This is a genomic window from Crossiella cryophila (assembly GCF_014204915.1).
GTDB classification, from domain to species: Bacteria; Actinomycetota; Actinomycetes; order Mycobacteriales; family Pseudonocardiaceae; genus Crossiella; species Crossiella cryophila.
Genome location: NZ_JACHMH010000001.1, coordinates 4957081 through 4980479, shown reverse-complemented (window position 1 = coordinate 4980479; position 23399 = coordinate 4957081). Strand labels below are relative to the sequence as shown.

General features: G+C 73.9%; 1 protein-coding gene (running past one end of the window). It reads right to left on the bottom strand.

Annotation, left to right across the window (positions count from 1 at the left end):
* Positions 1 to 23399 carry the 5' portion of a type I polyketide synthase gene (locus HNR67_RS44670; protein WP_246492568.1) on the bottom strand. 5947 nt of this gene lie to the left of the window's left edge, so 23399 of the gene's 29346 nt are visible here — the first part of the coding sequence; the start codon lies at positions 23397 to 23399; its stop codon lies off the left edge, out of view.

Genomic DNA, 23399 nt, shown 5'->3' with positions numbered 1-23399 from the left:
GTGAGGGATTCCAGCACGCCGTCGTCGAGCACCCCGGCGGCGTGCGCCACCGCGGAGAGCCGGTCCGGGCCGAGTTCGGTGAGCAGGGCGACCACCTCGGCGCGGTTGGCCAGATCGGCCGCGACCACCTGGACCTGGGCGCCTGCCTCGGTCAGATCGGCGACCAGTTCGGCCGCGCCGGGCGCGTCCATGCCCCGCCTGCTGACCAGCACCAGGTCGCGCACCCCGTGGGTGACCACCAGGTGCCGGGTGACGTCCACCGCGAGGCCGCCGGTGCCGCCGGTGACCAGCACCGCGCCGCTGCCCCACGGCGAACTCGCCGGGGTGGCGCCGGTGCGGGCCCTGACCAGCCGGGGCACCCGCACCACGCCGTCGCGCACGGCGAGCTGGGGTTCGCCCGGGACCACCGCGGTGGCCGGGGAGTCCAGGTCGCCGTCGGTGTCCAGCAGCACGAACCGGTCCGGGTGTTCGGACTGGGCGGAGCGGACCAGGCCCCAGACGGTGGCCGCGGCCAGGTCGGTGATCCCTTCCCCGGCGATGGCGACCGCGCCCTGGGTGTGCACGACCAGGCGGGAGCTGGCGAACCGCGGTTCGGCGAGCCACTGCTGGAGCACGGCCAGCACTTCGCCGGTGGCCGCCCGTGCGGAGCCGGGCAGGTCGGGGCCGGGTTCGGGCAGGCAGGGCAGTACCACCAGGTCGGGGACCTCGGTGAGCGCGGCCAGGCCGCCGGGGCCGAGCCGGGTGTGGGTGAGCGCGGTGGCGGTGCCTGCCGCGACCGGTGGCCAGTCCAGCCGGTACAGCGCGTCGTGGTGGCCGGTGTGCGCGGCGGCCAGCTGGGCGACGGTCACCGGGCGCACCGCGAGCGAGCCGATCGAGGCGACCGGGCCGCCTTCGGCATCGGCCAGTTCGATGCTCGCGTCCGCGCCGTCCAGCTCGACCCTGACCCGCAGCGCGGCCGCGCCCGTGGAGTGCAGGCGCACGCCGGACCAGGCGAAGGGCAGTGCGGTCTCGGTGCTGTCCCGGCCGAGGCCGAGCACGTGCAGGGCCGCGTCGAACAGGGCCGGGTGCAGGCCGTAGCGGCTGGGATCGGCCACCGTGGCGGGCAGTTCCACCTCGGCGAACAGGGTGTTGCCGCGCCGCCAGGCGGTGTGCAGGCCCTGGAAGGCCGGGCCGTAGCCCAGTGCCGCGCCGGGCTGGTCGTACCAGCCGCTGACGGTGAGCGGTTCGGCGTCGGCCGGGGGCCACACGTCCTCGGCGAAACCGTTGGCAGTCAACGAAGTGCTCAGGGTGCCGCCGGCGTGGCGGATCCACGGTGCTTCGTCCGGGGTTTGTTCGGGGCGGGCGTACACGCTCAGTTCGCGGCGGCCGTCGGTTTCCGGGCCGACCGCGACCTGGATCTGCATCGCGCCGCTGGCCGGCAGGGACAGCGGGGCCTGCACGGTCAGCTCGTCCAGCGTGGGGCAGTCGGCATGGGCGCCTGCCTGCAACGCGAGTTCGACAAAACCGGTGCCGGGGAACAGGACCAGGTCGCCGACCCGGTGGTCGGCCAGCCAGGGCTGGGCGGACAGCGAGAGCCTGCCGGTGAGCAGCAGACCGCCGGAGTCGGGCAGGGCCACGGCCGCGCCGAGCAGCGGGTGATCGGTGGCCTGCTGGCCCAGCACGGCCACATCGCCGCCCGCGCTCCCGGCGGCCAGCCAGTAGCGCTGGTGCTGGAAGGCGTAGGTGGGCAGGTCGATCCGCTGACCGCCGCGACCGGCGAGCAGGGTGGGCCAGGGCACCGGCTGGCCGGTGACGTGCAGCCGGGCCAGTGCCTCGGTGAGGGCGGCGGCCTCGGCCCGGCCCTTGCGCAGGGTCGCGGCGGCCACCGGTTCGGGCAGGCAGTCCTCGACCATGGCCGACAGCACGCCGCCGGGGCCGATCTCCAGGAACCGGCGCACTCCCTGGTCGGCCAGGGTCCGCACGGCCTCGGCGAAGCGCACGGTCTCCCGGACCTGCCGCACCCAGTACTCCGCCGTCGCCGGATCACCGTCCACAGTGGACACGATTGGGATTTCCGGGCGGGCGAAGGACAGTTCGCCGAGCACGGTCCGGAACTCATCCAGCATCGGGTCCATCAGCGGTGAGTGGAAGGCGTGTGAGACGCGCAGCCGCCGGGTGCGCCTGCCCTGCTCGGCCAGGATCCGCACGAGCGCCAGGACCTGGTCCTCATCACCGGAGAGCACAATGGATTCCGGGCCGTTGATCGCGGCCACGCCGACCAGCGGGTACTCGGCCAGCAGCGGGGTGAGGTCGGCTTCGGCCGCCTGCACCGCGATCATCACGCCACCGGCGGGCAGGGCCTGCATGAGGCGGGCGCGGGCGGTGACCAGGCGGCAGGCGTCGGTCAGGGTCAGCACCCCGGCCACGTGCGCGGCGGCGATCTCGCCGATGGAGTGGCCCAGCACGAAGTCCGGGCGCTGGCCCCAGCTCTCCAGGAGCCGGAACAACGCGACCTCCACCGCGAACAGCGCGGGCTGGGTGAACTCGGTGCCGGCCAGCCGGTCCTCGTCCGTGGCGATCACCGCGCGCAGGTCCGGGTCCAGCTCGGCGCAGACCGCGTCGAAGGCGGTGGCGAAGGCGGGGTAGGTCTCGTACAGCTCGCGGCCCATGCCCAGGCGCTGGGAGCCCTGGCCGGAGAACAGGAAGGCGAGACCGCCGGGCTGGACCGAGCCGGTCACCAGTCCGGTGGCGGGTTCGCCCGCGGCGAGTGCGCGCAGGCTGTCGAGCAGCTCGCTGGTGTCCTCGCCGACCAGCACGGCGCGGTGTTCCCAGTCCTGCCGCTGGGTCAGCGACACCGCGACATCGACCGGTTCCAGCCCGGTCTTGCCGTCCACAAAGGACAGCAAGCGGGTGGCCTGGTCACGCAGGGCCTGTTCGCTCTTGCCGGAGAGCAGCCAGGGGGTGACCCCGGGCTCGATCCGCCGGATCACGGGTGCGACCGCGGCGGGCTGTTCGATGATCACGTGCGCGTTGGTGCCGCTGATCCCGAAGGAGGACACCCCGGCCCGGCGCGGATGTCCCTGCTCCGGCCAGTCCCTGGCCTCGGCGAGCAGTTCGACCGAACCGGCCGACCAGTCCACGTGCGGTGAGGGTTCGTCCACGTGCAGGGTCCTGGGCAGCAGGCCGTGCCGCATGGCCATGACCATCTTGATGATCCCGGCGACCCCGGCCGAGGCCTGGGTGTGACCGAGGTTGGACTTGATCGAGCCGAGCCACAGCGGTTCGTCCCGGTCCTGGCCGTAGGTGGCCAGCAGTGCCTGTGCCTCGATGGGATCGCCGAGCACGGTGCCGGTGCCGTGCGCCTCGACCGCGTCCACTTCGGACGGTCGCAGTCCGGCGGCGGCCAGTGCCTGGCGGATCACCCGCTGCTGGGACGGCCCGTTGGGTGCGGTGAGTCCGTTGGACGCGCCGTCCTGGTTGACCGCGGTGCCCTTGACGATGGCCAGCACCGGGTGACCGTTGCGCACGGCGTCGGAAAGCCGTTCCACCAGCAGCATGCCCGCGCCTTCGGACCAGCTGGTGCCGTCGGCGGCCTTGGCGAAGGACTTGCAGCGCCCGTCGGCGGCCAGGCCGCGCTGGCGGGAGAACTCGACGTAGGTGTCCGGGGTGGCCATCACCGCGACGCCACCGGCCAGCGCGAGATCGCATTCGCCGGAGCGCAGGGCCTGTACCGCCCAGTGCAGGGCGACCAGCGAGGAGGAGCAGGCGGTGTCGACGGTGACCGCGGGGCCTTCCAGGCCGAAGGTGTAGGCGATCCGGCCGGAGACCACGCTGCCCGCGCTGCCGGTGCCGACGTAACCCTCCAGATCCCTTGGCACCGCGGACATCCGGGTGCCGTAGTCGTGGTACATCACCCCGGCGAACACCCCGGTCTGACTGCCCTGCAAGGACTTCGGGCTGATCCCGGCCCGCTCGAACACCTCCCAGGAGGTCTCCAGCAGCAACCGCTGCTGCGGGTCCATGGCCAGAGCCTCGCGCGGCGAGATGCCGAAGAAGCCGGGGTCGAACTCGGCCGCGCCGTAGAGGAAGCCGCCCTCCCGGGTGTAGGTCTTGCCGGGCAGGCCGGGTTCGGGGTTGTAGATGCCTTCGGTGTCCCAGCCGCGGTCGTCCGGGAACACCGAGATCGCGTCACCACCTGCGGCGACCAGTCGCCACAGTTCCTCCGGCGAGCTGACCCCGCCGGGGTAGCGGCAGGCCATGCCGACGATCGCGATCGGCTCGTCCACGCTGGTGCGCACCGGGGTGGGGGTGCCGGGTTCCTCGGTGGCGCCGAGCAGTTCGGCGGTGAGGTAGCGGGTCAGCGCCAGCGGAGTCGGGTAGTCGAAGACCAGGGTCGCGGGCAGTCGCAGACCGGTGGCGGCGGTGAGGCCGTTGCGCAGTTCGACCGCGGTGAGCGAGTCGAAGCCGAGGTCGCTGAAGGCCCGGTCCGGTTCGATGGCGGTGGCCTGCCCGTAGCCGAGCACCACGGCGACCTGACCGCGGACCAGTGCCAGCAGCCGGGTTTCCCGGTCGGCGGCGGACAGGGCGAGCAGTTCCTGGCGCAGCGGCGCGGTGTGCGCGGTCCCGGCCTGGGCGCGGCGGCGGTGGTGCAGCAGACCGTGCAGCAGGGCGGCGGGGGCGCCGTTGGCGCGCAGCGCGGGCAGGTCAAGGCGCAGTGGGGCGAGCACGGCCCGGTCGGTGGCCACGGCCGCGTCGAGCAGGGCCAGGGCCTCCGCGGTGGCCAGTGGCCGCACGCCTTCGCGGGCCATCCGGCGCGTTTCGGCCTCGGTGAGCCTGCCCGCCATGCCGCCGGTTTCGGCCCAGGCGCCCCAGGCGAGGGAGTGCGCGGGCAGACCGGTGGCACGGCGGTGTTCGGCGAGGGCGTCCAGGAAGGCGTTCGCGGCGGCGTAGCTGCCCTGGCCGGGTCCGCCGAGCAGGCCGGAAGCGGAGGAGAACAGCACGAACGCGGACAGGTCCAGGTTCTGGGTCAGCTCGTGCAACTGCCAGGCGGCGTCGGCCTTGGGCCGCAACACGGTGTCCAGGCGTTCGGGGCTCAGCGATTCGACCACGCCGTCGTCCAGGACCCCGGCGGCGTGCACCACCGCGGTGATCCGGTGCGCGGCGAACAGCTCGGCCAGCACGGTCCGGTCGGCGACATCGCAGGCCATCACGGTGACCTCGGCGTCCAGCTCGGCGACCAGGTCGGCCGCGCCGGGCGCGTCCAGACCGCGGCGGCTGGCCAGGACGAGGTGCTGGATGCCGTGTTCGGCGACCAGGTGCCGGGCCACGGCGACACCGAGGGATCCGGTGCCGCCGGTGATCAGCACCGCGCCGTCACCCCAGTCCGGCGTCGTCCCGGCCACGGCGCGGGTCAGTCTCGGCACCCGGATCATGTTGTCCCGCACCGCGAGCTGCGCTTCCCCGGTGGCCAGCAGCGCGGGCGAGACCTCAGGTGCGTCCACGAGCACGAACCGGCCGGGGTGCTCGCTCTGAGCGGAGCGCACCAGGCCCCAGACCGCGGCCCCGGCGAGGTCGCGGATCTCCTCCCCCGCGACGGAAACCGCGCCGTCGGTGCGCACCACCAGCCTGGCATCGGCGAACCGGTCCTCGGCCAGCCACTCGTGCAGCACCGCGAGCACCTCAGCGGTGGCCGCGCGGACCTGTTCGGGCATCTCCCCCGGCACCGCGGACACCGACAGCACCACCGCGTCCGGCGCCTCGGCCAGTTCGGCGAGACCGCCGTCGGCGAGGGAAACCACGGACAGCTCAGCGGATTCCGGCGCGAGCACCTCGGTCCAGTCGACCTGGAACAGGGCGTCCGCGATGCCGGGCGCACCGGCGGCGAGGTGGTCGGCGGCGACCGGGCGGGAACGCAGGCCGCCAATGGTGGCGACCGGTTCACCGAGGCCGTCGGCCACGTCGATGGTCACCGTGTCCTCGGCCAGCACCCGCATCCGCACCCGCAGGCTGGTCGCGCCGGTGGCGTGCAGCCGCACGTCGTTCCAGGCGAAGGGCAGCCAGCTGCCGCCGATGCCGCGCAGGGCGAAGACGTGCAGGGCCGCGTCCAGCAGGGCCGGGTGCAGGCCGAAGCCGGTGTCCGCACCGGGCAGGGTCGTGACCTCGGCGAACAGCTCCTCGCCGCGCCGCCAGGCAGCCCGCAGCCCGCGGAAGGCCGGGCCGTAGGTCAGTCCGGCGTCCTCGAACTCGGCGTAAACACCATCCACCGCAACAGGTTCGGATCCATTGGGCGGCCATTCCGGCTCGCCGGGACGACCGGGCGTGATCGCGGCGGACAGGGTTCCTCTGGCGTGGCAGATCCAGTCCGCGCCCTCGGCCCTGGCGTGCACCGCGATACCGCGGCGGCCGTCCTGGGCCGCGCCCACCAGCACCCGCAGCTGGACGCCGCCGCGTTCGGGCAGCACCAGCGGGGCCTCGATGGTCAGCTCGTCCAGCACCGGGCAGCCCACCTGGTCACCGGCCCGGATGGCCAGCTCGACAAATCCGGTGCCGGGGAACAGCGCGGTCCCGGCGAACCGGTGTTCGGCCAGCCAGGGCTGGGTGCTCAGGGAGAGCCGTCCGGTGAGCAGCACGCCACCGTCGTCGGGCAGCAGCATGGCCGTGGCCAGCAGCGGGTGGTCGGCCGCGTCCACGCCGAGTCCGGTGGCATCACCGGGCCGGACACCGCTGGCTGGCCAGAACCGCTGGTGCTGGAAGGCATACGTGGGCAGCGGCACCCGCCGGGCGCCCCGGCCCGCGAACACCGCGGCCCAGTCCGGCGACACACCCGCGGTGAACAACCGGCCCAGTGCCTCGAACACCGAGCGCTCCTCGGTCCGGTCCCGGCGCAGCGCGGGGGTGAGCACCGGCTCGCCGGGCAGTGCGGCCTGGCCCATCGCGGTCAGCACCCCGCCGGGGCCGACCTCCAGGAAGGTCCGCGCGCCCTGCTCGTGCAACCTGGTCAGGCCGTCGGCGAACCGCACGGTCTCCCGGACGTGCCGCACCCAGTAGTCCGCGGTCGCCGGATCACCGTCCACAGTGGACACGATCGGGATCTCCGGGCGAGCGAAGGTCAATCCCTCCACCACGGCCCGGAACTCGTCGAGCATCGGGTCCATCAGCGGCGAGTGGAAAGCGTGCGACACCCGCAGTCGCTTGGTCTTGATACCGCGCCCGGTCAGGGTCTCCGCGATCGCGAGTACCTCGGCCTCGGCGCCGGAGAGCACCACGGACTCCGGCCCGTTCACCGCGGCCACGCTGACCAGGTCGGTCAGCAGCGGTTCGACCAGGTCCAGTCCGGCCTGCACTGACACCATCACGCCGCCCGCGGGCAGCGCCTGCATCAGGCGACCCCTGGCGGTCACCAGGCGGCAGGCATCGGACAGGGAGAGCACCCCGGCCACGTGCGCGGCGGCGATCTCGCCGATGGAGTGGCCAAGCAGGAAGTCCGGTCGCAGGCCCCAGCTCTGGAACAGCCGGAACAGTGCGACCTCCACCGCGAACAAGGCGGGCTGGGTGAACTCGGTCCGGTCAAGCTGTTCGGCGTCGGACCACATCACCTCGCGCAGCCGCGGGTCCAGCTCCGCGCACACCGCGTCGAAGGCTGCGGCGAACACCGGGAAGGCCGCGTGCAGCTCCCGGCCCATGCCCAGTCGCTGCGAGCCCTGTCCGGAGAACAGGAAAGCCAGTTTCCCTGAACCGGCAACGCCTTCGGCCAGTCCGGCGGCGGGTTGCCCGGCGGCCAGCCCGGCCAGCCCGGCCCGGAACTCGGCCACGTCCGCGCCGACCAGCACGGCCCGTCGCGCCAGCGCGGCCCGCCCGGTGGCCAGGGAGAACCCGGCCGACACCACATCGTCGTCCACAGTGGACAACAGTCGTTCGGCCTGCTCCCGCAACGCTTCCGGGGAGCGCGCGGACAGCACCCACGGCACCACCGCGGGCTCGGCAGGCTCCACCGGCGGCACGGACGGCGCCTGCTCGATGATCACGTGCGCGTTGGTGCCGCTGATCCCGAAGGAGGACACCCCGGCCCGGCGCGGACGCCCGTTCTCCGGCCACGGCACCGACTCGGTCAGCAGCGACACCGACCCGGCCGACCAGTCCACGTGCGTGGACGGCTCGTCCACGTGCAAGGTCTTGGGCAACTCGTTGTGCCGCAAAGCCAGCACCATCTTGATCACACCGGCGACACCCGCGGCGGCCTGGGTGTGCCCCAGGTTGGACTTGATGGAGCCCAGCCACAGCGGCGTGTCCCGGTCCTGGCCGTAGGTGGCCAGCACCGCCTGCGCCTCGATGGGGTCGCCGAGCACCGTGCCGGTGCCGTGCGCCTCGACGGCGTCCACTTCGGACGGTCGCAGGCCCGCGGTGGCCAGCGCGGCCCGGATGACCCGTTGCTGGGACAGTCCGTTGGGCGCGGTCAGGCCGTTGGAGGCGCCGTCCTGGTTCACCGCCGAGGCCCGCAGCACGGCGAGGATCTCGTGGCCGTTGCGTTGTGCGTCGGAGAGTCGTTCCACCACCAGCACACCGGCGCCCTCGCCCCAGCCGGTGCCGTCGGCGGCGTTGGCGAAGGACTTGCAGCGGCCGTCGGCGGCCATGCCGCGCTGCCGGGAGAACTCCACGAACAGGCTGGGGGTGGCCATCACGGTCACGCCACCGGCCAGGGCCAGGGTGCATTCGCCGGAGCGCAGCGCCTGGGCGGCCTGGTGCAGCGCGACCAGGGAGGCCGAGCAGGCGGTGTCCACGGTGACCGCCGGGCCTTCCAGACCGAGGGTGTAGGCGAGTCGGCCGGAGAGCACGGCGGCCGCGTTGCCGGTGGCCAGGTAGCCCTCGTGGTCGGTGGTCGGGTCGGTGGCCAGCACCGCGCCGTACTCCTGGCCGTTGGTGCCGACGAACACGCCGGTGGCCGTGCCGCGCAGGGAATCCGGGTTGATGCCTGCCCGTTCGACGGCCTCCCAGGCGGTCTCCAGCAGCAGCCGCTGCTGCGGGTCCATCGCGAGGGCCTCGCGCGGGGAGATGCCGAAGAAGGCGGCGTCGAAGCCGGTGGCGTCGGCCAGGAAGGCGCCCTCGCGGGCGTAGGACTTGCCGGGTGTGCCGGGTTCGGGGTGGTAGAGCCCGTCCAGGTCCCAGCCGCGGTCGGCGGGCAGGTCGGACATCAGGTCCGCGCCCTCGGCCAGCAGTCGCCACAGCTCTTCGGGACCGGTGGCCCCGGGGAAGCGGCAGCCGATGCCGACGATCGCGATCGGCTCGTCCGCCGCGGCGAGCACCGCCGGGACCGGGGTCGCCGGTGCGGCCGCGCCGAAGAGTTCGGCGTGCAGGTGCTCGGCCAGCGCCTTGGAGGTGGGGTGGTCGAAGACGATGGTGGCGGGCAGGGTGAGGCCGGTGTCGGCGCGCAGCCGGTTGCGCAGGTCGACCGCGCCGACCGAGTCGAAGCCGAGGTCCTTGAACGCGCGGCCGGGTTCGACGTCCTCGGCGCTGTCGTGGCCGAGCACGGTGGCCACCTGGGCGCGCACCAGGTCGGTGAGCGCGCGCAGCCGGTCGTGTTCGCCGAGAGCGGCGAGCCGGGCGGCCAGGCCGTCCTCGGCGGGGGCCGTGCTGTCGGCGAGCAGGGCGCGGACCTCGGGCACGTCGGCGAGCAGCGGGCTGGGCCGGGTCGCGGTGAAGGCGGTGTGGAACCGCGGCCAGTCGATCTCGGTCAGGGTGACCGTGACGTCGCCTCGGCCGACCGCCTGTTCCAGCGCGCGCACGGCGAGGGCGGGCGGGATCGGCGGCAGGCCGTGACTGCGTGCGGTGTCGTGCTCGCCGGCGCCCAGACCGGCGCCGTCCCACAGGCCCCAGGCGATGGCGGTGGCCGGGTGGCCCTGGGCACGCCGCCACTGTGCGAAGGCGTCCAGGAAGGCGTTGCCGGGCGCGTAGTTGCCCTGGCCGCTGATGCCGACGGTGGCCGACATCGAGGAGAACAGCACGAACGCGGACAGGTCCATCTCACTGGTCAGCTCGTGCAGGTGCCGGGTGGCGGCGAGCTTGACCGCGAGCGCGTTGGCCAGCTGGTCGGCGGTCAGCGCGGCGATCACGCTGTCGTCCAGGGCGGCGGCGGTGTGCACCACCGCGTCCAGCGGCCCGACCTCGGCGAGTATCGCGGCCAGTGCGTCCCGGTCGGCCACATCGCAGGCCCGCAGGGTGACCTGGACGCCAGTGGCGGTGAGTTCGGCGTGGAGTTCGGTCGCGCCGGGGGCGTCGGGGCCGCGGCGGCTGAGCAGCACCAGGTGGGTGGCGCCGGCTTCGGCGAGCCTGCGGGCGACGTGCCCGCCGAGTGCGCCGGTGCCGCCGGTGACCAGCACGGTTCCGGTGGGGCGCCAGGGTTCGCTCGCGCCACCGCGGTCGGCGTGGCCGAACCGGCGGCAGAACACCCCGGCCGGGCGGATGGCCAGCTGGTCCTCGCCGTCGGCTCCGGCCAGCAGCGTGCAGAGCCGGGCCAGCGCGGGGTCGTCGAGTTCGGCAGGCAGGTCGATCAGGCCACCCCACTGGGCCGGGTGTTCCAGTCCGACAACGCGGCCGAAGCCCCAGGCCAGGGCCTGTTCCGGGTTGGTCACCTCGGCCGGGTCGGCCACCGCCATCGCGCCCTGGGTGAGGCACCACAGCGGGACTGCCACGCCGGTGTCGGCCAGCGCCTGCACCAGGGTCACGGTCGCGGCGTGCCCACGCGGCACCGCCGGGTGTTCGGGGTGCGGGTGGGTGTCCAGGGACAGCAGGGACAGCACCCGGCCGGGTGCCTCGGCGAGCAGGGCGCCGAGTTCACGGGCGAGTGTCACCCGGTCGGTGTCCACCTGGACTGGACGCACCTGGGCACCGGCGGCGAGCAGGGCGTCGAGCACCTTGGCCACGTCGGGGTTCGCGGTGGCGGGCACGGCGACCAGCCAGGCGCCCAGCGGGCCTGCCTGCGGGCGGGGTGGGACCGGGCGCCAGTGGATGCGGAAGCGCCAGGAGTCCAGGGTGGCCAGTTCGTGCCGGTCGCGCCGCCAGCGGGACAGCGCGGGCAGCACCTCGCCTACCGGTTGGTCGGCGGCGAGTCCGAGCGCGGTCAGGTCGGCGCGGTCGACGGCGGCCCAGAAGGTGCCGTCCACCGGGTCGGCGGCGGTCGCGGGCGGCACGTCCAGCCAGAACCGCTGGTGCTGGAAGGCGTAGGTGGGCAGGTCCAGGCGTCGGCCGCCGGTCAGCAGCGGCCGCCAGTCGAGCCGGACGCCGCGCACCGCGGCCTCGGCGAGTGCGGTGAGCAGACGGCGCGCACCGCCCTCGGCCCGGCGCAGGGTGCCCAGCACCACGCCGGCGGTGCCGGTGTCGTCGAGGGTTTCCTGCAGGCCGGTGGTGAGCACCGGGTGCGGGCTGGTCTCGATGAACGCGCGGTGGCCGTCGGCGAGCAGCGCCCTGGTGGCGGTCTCGAACCGGACGGTCTCGCGCAGGCTGCGGTACCAGTACCCGGCGTCCATGGTGGTGGTGTCCAGGAGTTCCCCGGTGACCGTGGAGTACAGCGGGACCTCGGCCGCCCGCGGGGTGATCGGGGCGAGCAGGTCGAGGACCTCCGCCTGGATGTTCTCGACCTGGGCGGAGTGCGAGGCGTAGTCCACCGGGACCAGCCGGGCCCGCACGCCCTCGGCCTCGAGTTCGTCCTTGAGCGCGGTCAGCGCGTCCGGGGTGCCGGAGACGACCACCGAGGACGGGCCGTTGACCGCGGCCACCGACAGTCCGTGTGCGGCCAGGCGCGGTTCGAGGGTGGCCACGGGCAGGGCGACCGACATCATGCCGCCGTGCCCGGCCAGTGCGACCAAGGCCCTGCTGCGCAAGGCGACCACTCGCGCACCGTCCACAAGCGACAGTGCTCCGGCCACGCAGGCGGCGGCGATCTCACCCTGGGAGTGCCCGATCACCGCGGCCGGTTCGACCCCGTGCGAGCGCCACACCTCGGCCAGGGAGACCAGCACCGCCCACAGCACCGGCTGCACCACGTCGACCCGGCGCAGCGCGTCCTCGTCGGCGAGCACGTCGTGCAGTCGCCAGTCCACAAAGGACTCCAGCGCGGCAGCGCATTCGGCCATCCGGGCGGCGAAGATCGGAGAGGTGGCCAGTAGTTCCACGCCCATGCCCGCCCACTGCGAGCCCTGGCCGGGGAAGACGAACACCACGCGGTCGGGCGACTCGCCCGCGACGCCGGTGAGCACCGCCGGTCCTGGCCTGCCGTCGCGCAGCAGTTCCAGGCCGTGCCGCAGTTCGTCCCGGTCGGCGCCGAGAACGACGGCGCGGTGCGGGAAGGCAGTGCGGGCGGTCAGCGAGTGCGCGATGTCCAGTGTGGACAGTTCAGGGTCGGTGTCCAGGTGGGTGAGCAGGCGGGCGGCCTGGGCGGCCAGCGCGGGGGCGGTGCGGGCGGAGAGCGCCCAGGGCAGCACCGGCGGCGTGGTGGCCTCGATGAGTGCTTCGGTGGGCAGTGGAGCCTGTTCCAGCACCAGGTGCGCGTTGGTGCCGCTGACCCCGAAGGCGGACACCGCGGCGCGGCGGGGCCGCCCGGTCTCCGGCCAGTCCCTGGCCTCGGTGAGCAGTTCGACCGTGCCCGCCGACCAGTTCACGTGCGGCGAGGGCTGGTCCACGTGCAGGGTTCTTGGCAGTCGGCCGTGCCGCAGCGCGAGCACCATCTTGATCACCCCGGCCAGGCCGGCCACCGGGCCGGTGTGCCCGAGGTTGGACTTGATCGAGCCCAGCCAGAGCGGTTCTTCGCGTTCCCGGCCGTAGGTGGCGATGAGTGCCTCGGCCTCGATCGGGTCGCCGAGGGTGGTGCCGGTGCCGTGTGCCTCGACCGCGTCCACTTCGGACGGTGCGACCCGGGAGTTGGCCAGGGCCTGGCGGATGACGCGTTGCTGGGCCAGGCCGTTGGGTGCGGTGAGGCCGTTGCTGGCGCCGTCCTGGTTGACCGCGCTGCCCCGGATCACCGCGAGGATGGGGTGGCCGTTGCGGCGGGCGTCGGAGAGCCGTTCGACCAGGATCATGGCCGCGCCCTCGCTCCAGCCGGTGCCGTCCGCGGCGGCGGCGAAGGGCTTGCACCGGCCGTCGGCGGCCAGGCCGCGCTGACGGCTGAAGGCGATGAAGGGTTCGGGGGTGGGCATCACGTGCGCGCCACCGGCCAGCGCCATGCTGCATTCGCCCTGCCGGACCGCCTGGCAGGCCCAGTGCAGGGCGACCAGCGCGGAGGAGCAGGCGGTGTCCACGGTCGCGGCCGGGCCCTCCAGGCCGAGGCTGTAGGAGATGCGGCCGGAGGCGACGCTGCCCAGGTTGCCGGTCAGCAGCTGGCCTTCCATGCCCTCCGGGGGTTCGGCCAGCCTGGCCGCGTAGCCGGTGGGGGCGAGTCCGGCGAACACGCCGGTGTCGCTGCCGCGCAGGGTGTCCGGGTCGAGTCCGGCGCGTTCCAGGGTCTCCCAGGCGACTTCGAGCAGCAGCCGTTGCTGCGGGTCCATGGCCAGGGCCTCGCGCGGGGAGATGCCGAAGAAGGCCGGGTCGAAATCGGCCGCGCCACTGAGGAATCCGCCTTCGCGAACGTAGGAGTGGCCGTAGCGCTCGTGATCGGGGTGGTAGACCGCCGGGTCCCAGCCGCGGTCGGTGGGGAACGGGGTGATCGCGTCGCCGTCCGCGCCGAGGAAGGCCCAGAGTTGTTCCGGGGTGTTCACCTCGCCGGGGAAGCGGCAGGCCATCGCGACGATCGCCAGGGGTTCGTCGCTGGCGGTGGCGGCCCGCACCCTGATGTCCTGGCCAGCACCGGTGAGCAGGGCGCGCAGGTGTTCGGCGAGCACGCCGGGGGTGGGGTGGTCGAAGATCAGGGTGGTCGGCAGCAGTAGGCCGGTGGCGGCGCCGAGCCGGTTGCGCAGTTCGACCGCGGTGATCGATTCCAGGCCGAGGTCGCGGAAGGCCCGGTTGGCGGGCACGGTGTCGGCCGAGTCGTGGCCGAGCACGGCGGCCAGGTTGGTCCGGACCAGGTCCAGGAGTTCTTGCCGCGCCTCGGTTTCCGGGAGTTCGGCGAGTCTGCGGCCGAGGTCGGTGCCGGGGGCAGGGATGTCGGTGAGTCCGGGCAGGGTGGCGGTGAGCGCGCCGGTGGCGGCCGGTTCCAGCCAGTACCGCTGCCGCTGGAACGGGTAGGTGGGCAGGTCGACCCGGGCGGTCGGGCCGAACAGTCCGGCCCAGTCGATCCGGCCGCCGCGGGTGTGCAGTTCGGCCAGCGCGGCCAGGATCCGGCGGGGGCCGCCCTCGTCGCGGCGCAGGGTGCCGCAGACCGCGGCGGGCACACCGAATGCCTCGGCGGTCTGCTCGATGCTGACGGTGAGCACCGGATGCGGGCTCACCTCGATGAACACCTCGTGCCCAGCGCTCAGCAGGGCCTGCACGGTGTCCTGGAAGGCCACCGGCTCGCGGCAGTTGTCCCACCAGTACCCGGCATCCAGCGCGGTGCCGTCCAGCAGGCCGCCGGTCACCGTGGAGTAGAACGGGATCGCACCGGCGCGGGCGGTCAGCGGGGCCAGCACCTCGGCCAGTTCCGCGCGCACCACCTCGCTGTGCCTGCTGTGCGAGGCCACCGTGGACGGGGAGATCCGGGCCCGCACGCCGTCCCGCTCGCAGGCGGCGACGAACTCGGTCAGCTCGGCCAGCGCACCGGCCACGGTGACCAGGCGGGGTCCGATGATCCCGGCCAGGGCCAGTTCCGGGTGCTCGGCCAGGCGGGTGCGCACCTCCTCGGCCGGGGCCACCACCGAGGCGATGGCGCCGTGCCCGGCCATGTGCTCGGCGAACAGCCTGCTGCGCTGGGTGATCAGCCTGGCGCCGTCCACAAGGGAGAGTGCGCCGGCCACGCAGGCGGCGGCGATCTCACCCTGCGACTGACCCACCACCGCGGCGGGTTCCACCCCGTGTGCGCGCCACACCTCGGCCAGCGAGACCATCATCGCCCACAGCAGCGGCTGCATCATCTCGATGGCCTGCAAGGATTCCGGGTTCCGCAGTTCGGCGGCCGGGTCCCAGTCCACAAAGGACGACAGGGCGTCGGCGCATTCGGCGAAGCGGGCGGCGAACACCGGTGAGGTCTCCAGGAGTTCCACGCCCATGTCCAGCCACTGCGAGCCCTGGCCGGGGAAGACGAAGACCACCCGGCCGCCCTCGGTGGCGACCGTGCCGTTGACCACCGTCGGACCGGATTCCCCGGCCCGCAACAGTTCCAGGCCGTGGCGTAGTTCCGCGTGGTCCGCGCCGAGCACTACGGCCCGGTGCTCGAACCCGGTGCGGGTGGCGGCCAGCGCGTGGCCGACCGCGGCCGGGGACAGCTCGGGGTCGTTGTCCAGCAGGGCGAGCAGGCGATCGGCCTGGGCGCGCAGGGCGTCCTGGTTGCGGCCGGAGAGCGGCCACGGGGTCAGCGGGAGTTCCTCGGCGGCCGGGGTGTCGGCGCGGGCCGGGGCCTGTTCGACGATGACGTGCGCGTTGGTGCCGCTGATGCCGAAGGCGGAGACCGCGGCCCGCCGGGGCCGCCCGGTCTGCGGCCAGTCCACCGCGTCGGTGAGCAGCGAGACCGCACCGGCCGACCAGTCCACGTGCGGGGTGGGCTCGTCCAGGTGCAGCGTGCGCGGCAGCACACCGTGCCGGATGGCCAGCACCATCTTGATCAGTCCGGCCAGTCCGGCCGCGGCCTGGGTGTGGCCGAGGTTGGACTTGACCGAGCCGAGCAGCAGGGGTTCGTCCCGATCCTGGCCGTAGGTGGCGATCAGCGCCTGGGCCTCGATCGGGTCACCCAGCGGGGTGCCGGTGCCATGGGCTTCCACGGCGTCCACTTCGGACGGTCGCAGGCCCGCGTTGGCCAGTGCCTGCCGGATCACCCGCTGCTGGGACGGTCCGTTGGGGGCGGTGAGGCCGTTGCTGGCGCCGTCCTGGTTGACCGCGCTGCCCCGGATCACCGCCAGCACCGGCAGGCCGCGCCGCCGCGCCTCGGACAGCCGGGCCAGCAGCACCACCCCGGCACCCTCGGCGATACCGACGCCGTTGGCGGCGGCGGAGAAGGGCTTGCAGCGGCCGTCCGGGCCGAGCGCGCCCTGCCAGGTGAGGCCGATGTAGCGGTCCAGGTTGGTCACCACGCTCACCGCACCGGCCAGGGCCAGGCCGCATTCGCCGTTGCGCAGCGACTGCGCGGCCAGGTGCAGGGCCACCAGCGAGGACGAGCACGCCGTGTCCACGGTCAGCGCCGGACCCTCGAAACCGAAGGTGTAGGACAGCCGACCGGAGGCGACGCTGCTGGAGTTGCCGGTGACGATGTGCCCTTCCAGGCCGGGCGGGGCCTCGGCCTCGCGGCCGACGTAGTTGCTGTGCATCACCCCGGCGAACACGCCGGTGTCGCTGCCGCGCAACGAGTTCGGGTCGAGTCCGGCGCGTTCCAGAGCCTCCCAGGCGGTCTCCAGCAGGATCCGCTGCTGCGGGTCCATCGCCAGTGCCTCGCGCGGGGAGATGCCGAAGAATCCGGCGTCGAAATCGGTGGCCCCGTCCAGGAAACCGCCGCTGCGGGCGTAGCCGGGGTCCTCGTCCAGGCGGCCGGTCACCCAGCCGCGGTCCTCGGGCAGGCCGGAGATGGCGTCCCGGCCCTCGGTCACTAGCTGCCACAGCGCTTCGGGCGAGCTGGCCCCGCCGGGGAAGCGGCAGGACATGCCGATGATCGCGATCGGCTCGTCCGCCGCCGCGGTGCGGGCCGGGCGGCGGGCGGCCGGAGTGGCGGCCAGGCGGCCACCCAGTTCGGTGCGCAGGAATCCGGCCAGTGCGGCCGGGGTGGGGTAGTCGAAGATCACCGTGGAGGGCAGGCGCAGGCCGGTGTCGGCGTTGAGCCGGTTGCGCAGTTCGACCGCGGTGAGCGAGTCGAAGCCCAGTTCGCGGAAGGCCCGGCCGGCGGGCATCCGCTCGGCCGAGTCATGGCCCAGTACGGACGCGACGTGGCCGCGGACCAGGTCGGCCAGCAGCCGTTCCTGCTCGGCGGTGGCCAGTCCACCCAGTCGGCGGGCCAGATCGCCGCCACCACCGGCACTTCGGCGGCGGACCGCCGGGGCCAGCGGGCGCAGCAGCGGCGGCACGGTGCCCTCGGCGGCCTGACGGCGCAGCGCGGCGCTGTCCAGGCTCATCGGGACCAGCGCGGGTTGACCGGTGGCGCAGGCCGCGTCGAACAGCGCCAGACCGTCCACTGTGGACATCGGGCCGATGCCGAGCCGGGCCAGCCGGGCCAGGTCGGCCTCGGCCAGGTGCGCGCCCAGTTCGCTGACCTGGGACCAGTAGCCCCAGGCGAGTGCGGTGGCAGGCTGTCCTGCCGCGTGCCGCTGCCCGGCCAGGCCGTCCAGGAAGGCGTTGGCTGCGGCGTAGTTGCCCTGGCCGGGGGTGCCCAGGGTGCCGGCGACCGAGGAGTACAGCGCGAACAGCTTCAGCTCGCCGGTCAGCTCGTGCAGGTTGACCGCGGCCTCGGCCTTGACCCGCAGCACCTGCTCGACCTGCGCGGGGGTGAGCGCCTCGATCACCGCGTCGGCCAGCACACCCGCGGCGTGCACCACCCCGGTCACCGGGTACGCGGCGAGCAGCTCGGCCAGCGCGGTCCGGTCGGCGGCGTCGCAGGCCGCGACGGTGACCCGCGCGCCGAGTTCGGTGAGGTCGGCGGCGAGCTGGGTCGCGCCGGGGGCGTCCTGGCCGCGGCGGCTGATCAGCAGCAGGTTGCCGACCCCGTGGGCGGTCACCAGGTGGCGGGCGAGTTCGCCGCCGAGGGTGCCGGTGCCGCCGGTGATCAGCACGGTGTCGTCCGCACCGAGCGGGCTGGTGGCGGCGGGCGGGTCGAACCGGGCCAGGCCGGGCAGACGCAGGCCGCCGTCGCGGATGGCCAGCTGGGGTTCGCCGGTGGCCAGTGCGGCGGCGAACAGTTCGGTGGCGGGGTCGTCGGTGTCGATCAGGGTGAACCGGCCGGGGTTCTCGGTCTGCGCCGAGCGCACCAGGCCCCAGACCGCGGTCAGCGCCGGGTCGGGTGTCTCGCCCTCGGCGGTGACGACCGCACCCGTGGTGCACACGGCCAGCCGCGCCTCGCCCGGTTCGGCCAGCCACTGCTGCAACCGGATCAGGGTGGTCTGGACGGCGTCCAGGGCCCGTTCGGCCAGGCCGGTCCCGGTGGGTTCCGGCACCTGCCACAGCTCGACCGTGGACTCCGCGACCTCGGTGGGGATGGGCAGTTCCGACCAGCGCACGCCGAACACCGCGTGCGCGGCGGCGGGCCGCAGCTGACGCAGGTCGACCGGCCGCATGACCAGCGAGCCGACCGAGGCCACCGGACGTCCGTCCACATCGGACAGTTCGAGGGAAATGGTGTCCTGGCTGATCCGGCGCAGGCGCACGCGCAGGGTGTCGGTGCCGCCGGTGTGCAGGGCGACCTGGCCCCAGGAGAAGGGCAGCAGGGTCTGACCGGCGTCCGTGCCGAGTCCGGCCAGCCAGAGCGGGTGCAGGGCGGCGTCCAGCAGGGCCGGGTGCACGCCGAACCAGCCGCGGCCCGGTTCGACCTCGGTGGGCAGCCCGACCTCGGCGAAGACCTCGTCCTCCCGCCGCCAGGCGGCCCGCAGGCCCTGGAAGGCGGGCCCGTACTCGATCCCGGTGGCCGCGAGGTCCTCGTACAGCCCGGCCAGCTCCACCGGTTCAGCCCCGAACGGCGGCCAGTCAAGGGATTCGGGCAGGTCCATAGTGGACTCGGGGGCGAGCACTCCGCCGCCGTGCCGGGTCCAGCCCGGCGCGTCCTCGGCCGGGCGGGAGTACACAGCGAGCGAGCGGCGGCCGGTGCCGTCCTCCGCGCCGAGCACCAGTTGCAGCCGCAGTGCGCCGTCCTCCGGCAGCACCAGCGGGGATTCCAGCACGAGTTCCTCGACCACCGGGCACCCGGCCTCGCTGCCGGTGCGGGCGGCCATCTCGACCACCGCGACACCGGGCAGCAGCACCACTCCGGAGACCGCGTGATCGGCCAGCCAGGGGTGCGTGGTCAGGGAGACCCTGCCGGTGGCCACCCAGCCGTCGCCGTCGGCCAGTTCCACCGCCGCGCCGAGCAGGGGGTGCCCGGCCGCGTCCGGTCCGGCGACGCCGGTCTGCCGGGTGCGTTCGACCCAGAACCGCCTGCCCTGGAACGGATAGGTGGGCAATTCGACCCGCTGTCCGGATTCGGCCATGGCGGCCCAGTCGACCGCGACGCCGTGCGCGTAGGCCTCGGCCAGCGCGGTCAGCACCCGGTGCTCGCCGCCCTCGTCCCGGCGCAGGGTGCCCAGCACGGTGGCCTCGGCGCCCAGCTCGTCCAGGGTGTCCTGGATGGCCACCGCGAGGATCGGGTGCGGGCTGACCTCGATGAAGACCTGGTGCCCAGCCTGGGCCAGCGCGGTGATGGTTTCCTGGAAGGCCACCGGCTCGATGGCGTTCTCGAACCAGTAGTCCGCGTCCAGCGCCGCGCCGTCCCTCGGGGCGGCCGACACGGTGGAGTAGAACGGGATCTGCGCCGAGCGGGCGGTCAGCGGGGCCAGTGCGGCGGCCAGCGGCTCGCGGATGACCGCGATGTGCGGGCTGTGCGAGGCCGCGGTGGGCCGGTTCATCTTGGCCCGGATGCCGTCCTGTTCGCAGGCGGCGACAAAGGCGTCCAGCTCGGTCAGTTCACCGGCCACCGCCACCAGTCGCGGCCCGGCGATCCCGGCGATCACCAGGCCCGCGGTGAGCCGCTCGCGGACCTGCTCGGCCGGGGCGAGCACGGAGGCCATGCCGCCGTGGCCCATCATCAGCTCGTTGATCAGTTTGCTGCGCTCGGCGATGATCCTGGCGCCGTCCACAAGGGACAGCGCGCCGATCACACAGGCGGCGGCGACCTCGCCCTGGGACTGGCCGATCACGGCCGCGGGCTCCACGCCGTGCGAGCGCCACACCTCAGCCAGGGAGACCATCACCGCCCACAGCAACGGCTGCACCCGGTCCAGGGTCCGCAACGCCTCCTCGTCGCGGAGTCCGGCGGTCAGGTCCCAGTCCAGGAACTCCGACAACGCCTCGGCGCACTCGGCGAAACGGGCCGCGAAGACCGGTGAGGTCTCCAGCAGCTCCACGCCCATGCCCAGCCACTGCGAGCCCTGGCCGGGGAAGACGAACACCGGCTTGTGCTCACCGGCCTGGCCGGTGACGATCGCGCGCTCGCCGTCCGGCCCGGCGGGCAGCAGCACGGCCCGGTGCTCGAACGGCGTGCGGTCGCGCAGCAGTGAGGCGGCCACATCGATCGGCTTCAGCCAAGGCCGGTCATCCACAAAGGACACCAGCTGGTCGACCTGGGCCCGCAACGCGGTCTCGGAGCGGGCCGAGACCACCCACGGCACCAGCGTTTCCGGCCCCGGCTCCTCGGAGACCGCGGCCAGCGGCGGCTCCTCCACGATGATGTGCGCGTTGGTGCCGCTGACCCCGAAGGAGGACACCCCGCCGCGGCGCGGCCCGTCCGCCTTGGGCCACGGCCGGGTCTCGGTGAGCAGTTCGACCGCGCCCGTGGACCAGTCGACGTGCGGGGTCGGTTCGACCACGTGCAGGGTGCGCGGCAGCACCCGGTGCCACATGGCCATGACCATCTTGATCAGTCCGGCCATGCCCGCCGCGGCCTGGGTGTGCCCGATGTTGGACTTGACCGAGCCCAGCCACAGCGGGATGTCCCGGTCCTGGCCGTAGGTGGCCAGCAGCGCGGTGGCCTCGATCGGGTCGCCCAGCGGGGTGCCGGTGCCGTGCGCCTCGACCACGTCCACATCGGAGGGTCGCAGCCCGGAGTTGGCCAGCGCCTGGCGGATCACCTTCTGCTGGGCGGTGCCACTGGGCGCGGTGAGGCCGTTGGAGGCGCCGTCCTGGTTGGTGGCGCTGCCCCGGATCACCGCGAGCACCGGGTGCCCGTGCTTACGTGCCGCCGAGAGCCGCTCGACCACCACGACGCCGGCGCCCTCGGCAAGACCGAAGCCGTTGGCACTGCTGGAGAATGCCTTGCAGCGCCCGTCCGGGACCAGCCCGCCGAGCCGGGAGACCTCCACGTACATGCCCACGCTGGGGATCACCGTGACGCCACCGGCCAGCGCCAGCTCGCACTCCCCGCGCCGCACCGACTGCACGGCCAGGTGCAGGGCGACCAGCGAGGAGGAGCAGGCGGTGTCCACGGTGACCGCCGGGCCCTCCAGGCCGAGCAGGTAGGCGATCCGGCCGGACATCACACTGCCGGTGTTGCCGGTGAAGACGTAGCCCTCGTAGGCGGACCCGTCGTCCATCCGCGGGCCGTAGTCCATGGTGTAGGCGCCCACGAACACCCCGGCCCGGCGGCCGCGCAGCGAGCCGGGTGCGATGCCCGCGCGTTCCAGTGCCTCCCAGGAGGTCTCCAGCAGCAGCCGCTGCTGTGGGTCCATGGCGGCGGCCTCGCGCGGGGCGATGCCGAAGAACTCGGCGTCGAACAGGTCCGCGTCGTGCAGGAACCCGCCCTGGCCCTGGTTGAACTGGCCGGGTTCGTCGAGTTCGGTGTTGAACGCACCGGCGAAGTCCCAGCCGCGGTCGGCCGGGAACGGGGTGACCGCGTCGGTGCCGGCCAGCACCAGTCGCCACAGGTCCTCCGGTCCGCGCACCCCGCCGGGGAAGCGGCAGCCCATGCCGACCAGCACCACCGGGTCGTCCTCGTCGCCGACCACGATCTCCGGCACCGAGTCATCCACTGTGGACAGTCCGAGTAGTTCGGTGCGGATGAACCGGGCGGCGGCGTCCGGGGTTGGGTGGTCGAAGACCATGGTGGCGGGCAGGGTCATGCCAAGGGCGGCGGTGAGCCTGCGGCGGATCTCCAAGGCGGTGACCGAGTCGAAGCCCTGTTCGCGGAAGGGCAGTTCGCCGTCCACCTCGGCCTCTGGCCTGCCGAGCAGGGCGGCCACCTCGCGGCGGACCACGGCCAGCAGCAGCGCGTGCTGTCCTGCCTCGGTCAGCCCGGCCAGTTCGGCGCGCAGCACCGACTCGCGGTCGGCCTCCTCCACGCCGGGCAGTTCCTCGGCGGCGAGTTCCGTCGGCAGGGCAAGGGGTTGCGCGTCCAGGTCGGCGTGCACCGCGGTCCAGTCCAGGGTGGCGCCGCTGGTGAACAACTCGCCAAGGCTGTGCCGGACCCGGTCCAGGTGGCCCTGGTCGCGCCAGAGCGTGCCGTGCACGGCGACCTCGGCGCCGACTGCCTCGGCGGTGGCCTGCATGCCAGCGGTCAGCACCGGGTGCGGGCTGATCTCCAGCAGCGTGCCGTGTCCGGCCGCCAGGGCCGCCGTGGTGGCCTCGGCGAAGCGGACGGTGTTGCGCAGGTTGGCGCACCAGTAGTCCGCGTCCAGTGTTGATCCGTCCACAGTGGAGGCGTGCAGGCCGGAGTAGTACGGGATCTGCGCGGTGCGCGGGCTGATCGGGGCGAGCAGCTCGCGCAGGGCCGGGGTGATCCGGTCGATGTGCGCGGAGTGCGCGGCCAGGCCGACCGCGACCCGCCGGGCCTGCCAGCCCGCCGACCGCGCCTGCTCCAGGAAACCGGCCGCGGCGTCCAGGTCGCCGGAGACCACGGTGGAGGCCGGGCCGTTGATCCCGGCCACTTCCAGCCGCCCGTCCCAGCGGGTCAGCAACTCCCGGACCGCCTCGGCCGGGGCGAGCACGGAGACCATGTCGCCCAGGCCGACCAGGGTCTGCTGCTGTGCGCTCCACAGCGCGGCGATGCGGGCGCCGTCGTCCACCGAGAGGGCGCCGGAGACCACGGCCGCGGCCACCTCGCCGAGGCTGTGACCCATGACCGCGGCGGGTTCGACGCCGTAGGAACGCCACAACCCGGCCAGGGACACCATCATCGCCCACACCGCGGGCTGGATCACGTCCACCCGCTGCCAGGCAGCGGGATCGGCCTCGCCGCGCAGCAACGCGGGCAGATCGAAGTCCAGGAAGGGTTCCAGGGCCTGCACGCACTCGTCCACGTGCGCCCGGAACACCGGGGAGGTGACCAGCAGTTCGGTGGCCATGCCCGGCCACTGCGGGCCCTGGCCGGGGAAGGCGAAGACAATGCCGCCGTCGCGGGCGACCCCGTCGATCAGCCCTGGGGCGCCCCGGCCCTCGGCCAGTGCGGCCAGTCCGTCGAGGAAGCCCGCGCGGTCGGCGGCCACCAGCGCGGCCCGCCTGCCACCCCGCGGCGGCAACGCGGACAGCGCGGCGGCCACGTCCTGCGGCCGCCAGTCCGGCGTCGCGCTCAGGTAGGCATGCAGCCGGGCCGCCTTGGCCCGCAACGATCCCGCACCGGCGCCGGCCAGCGCCCACAGCATCGACAT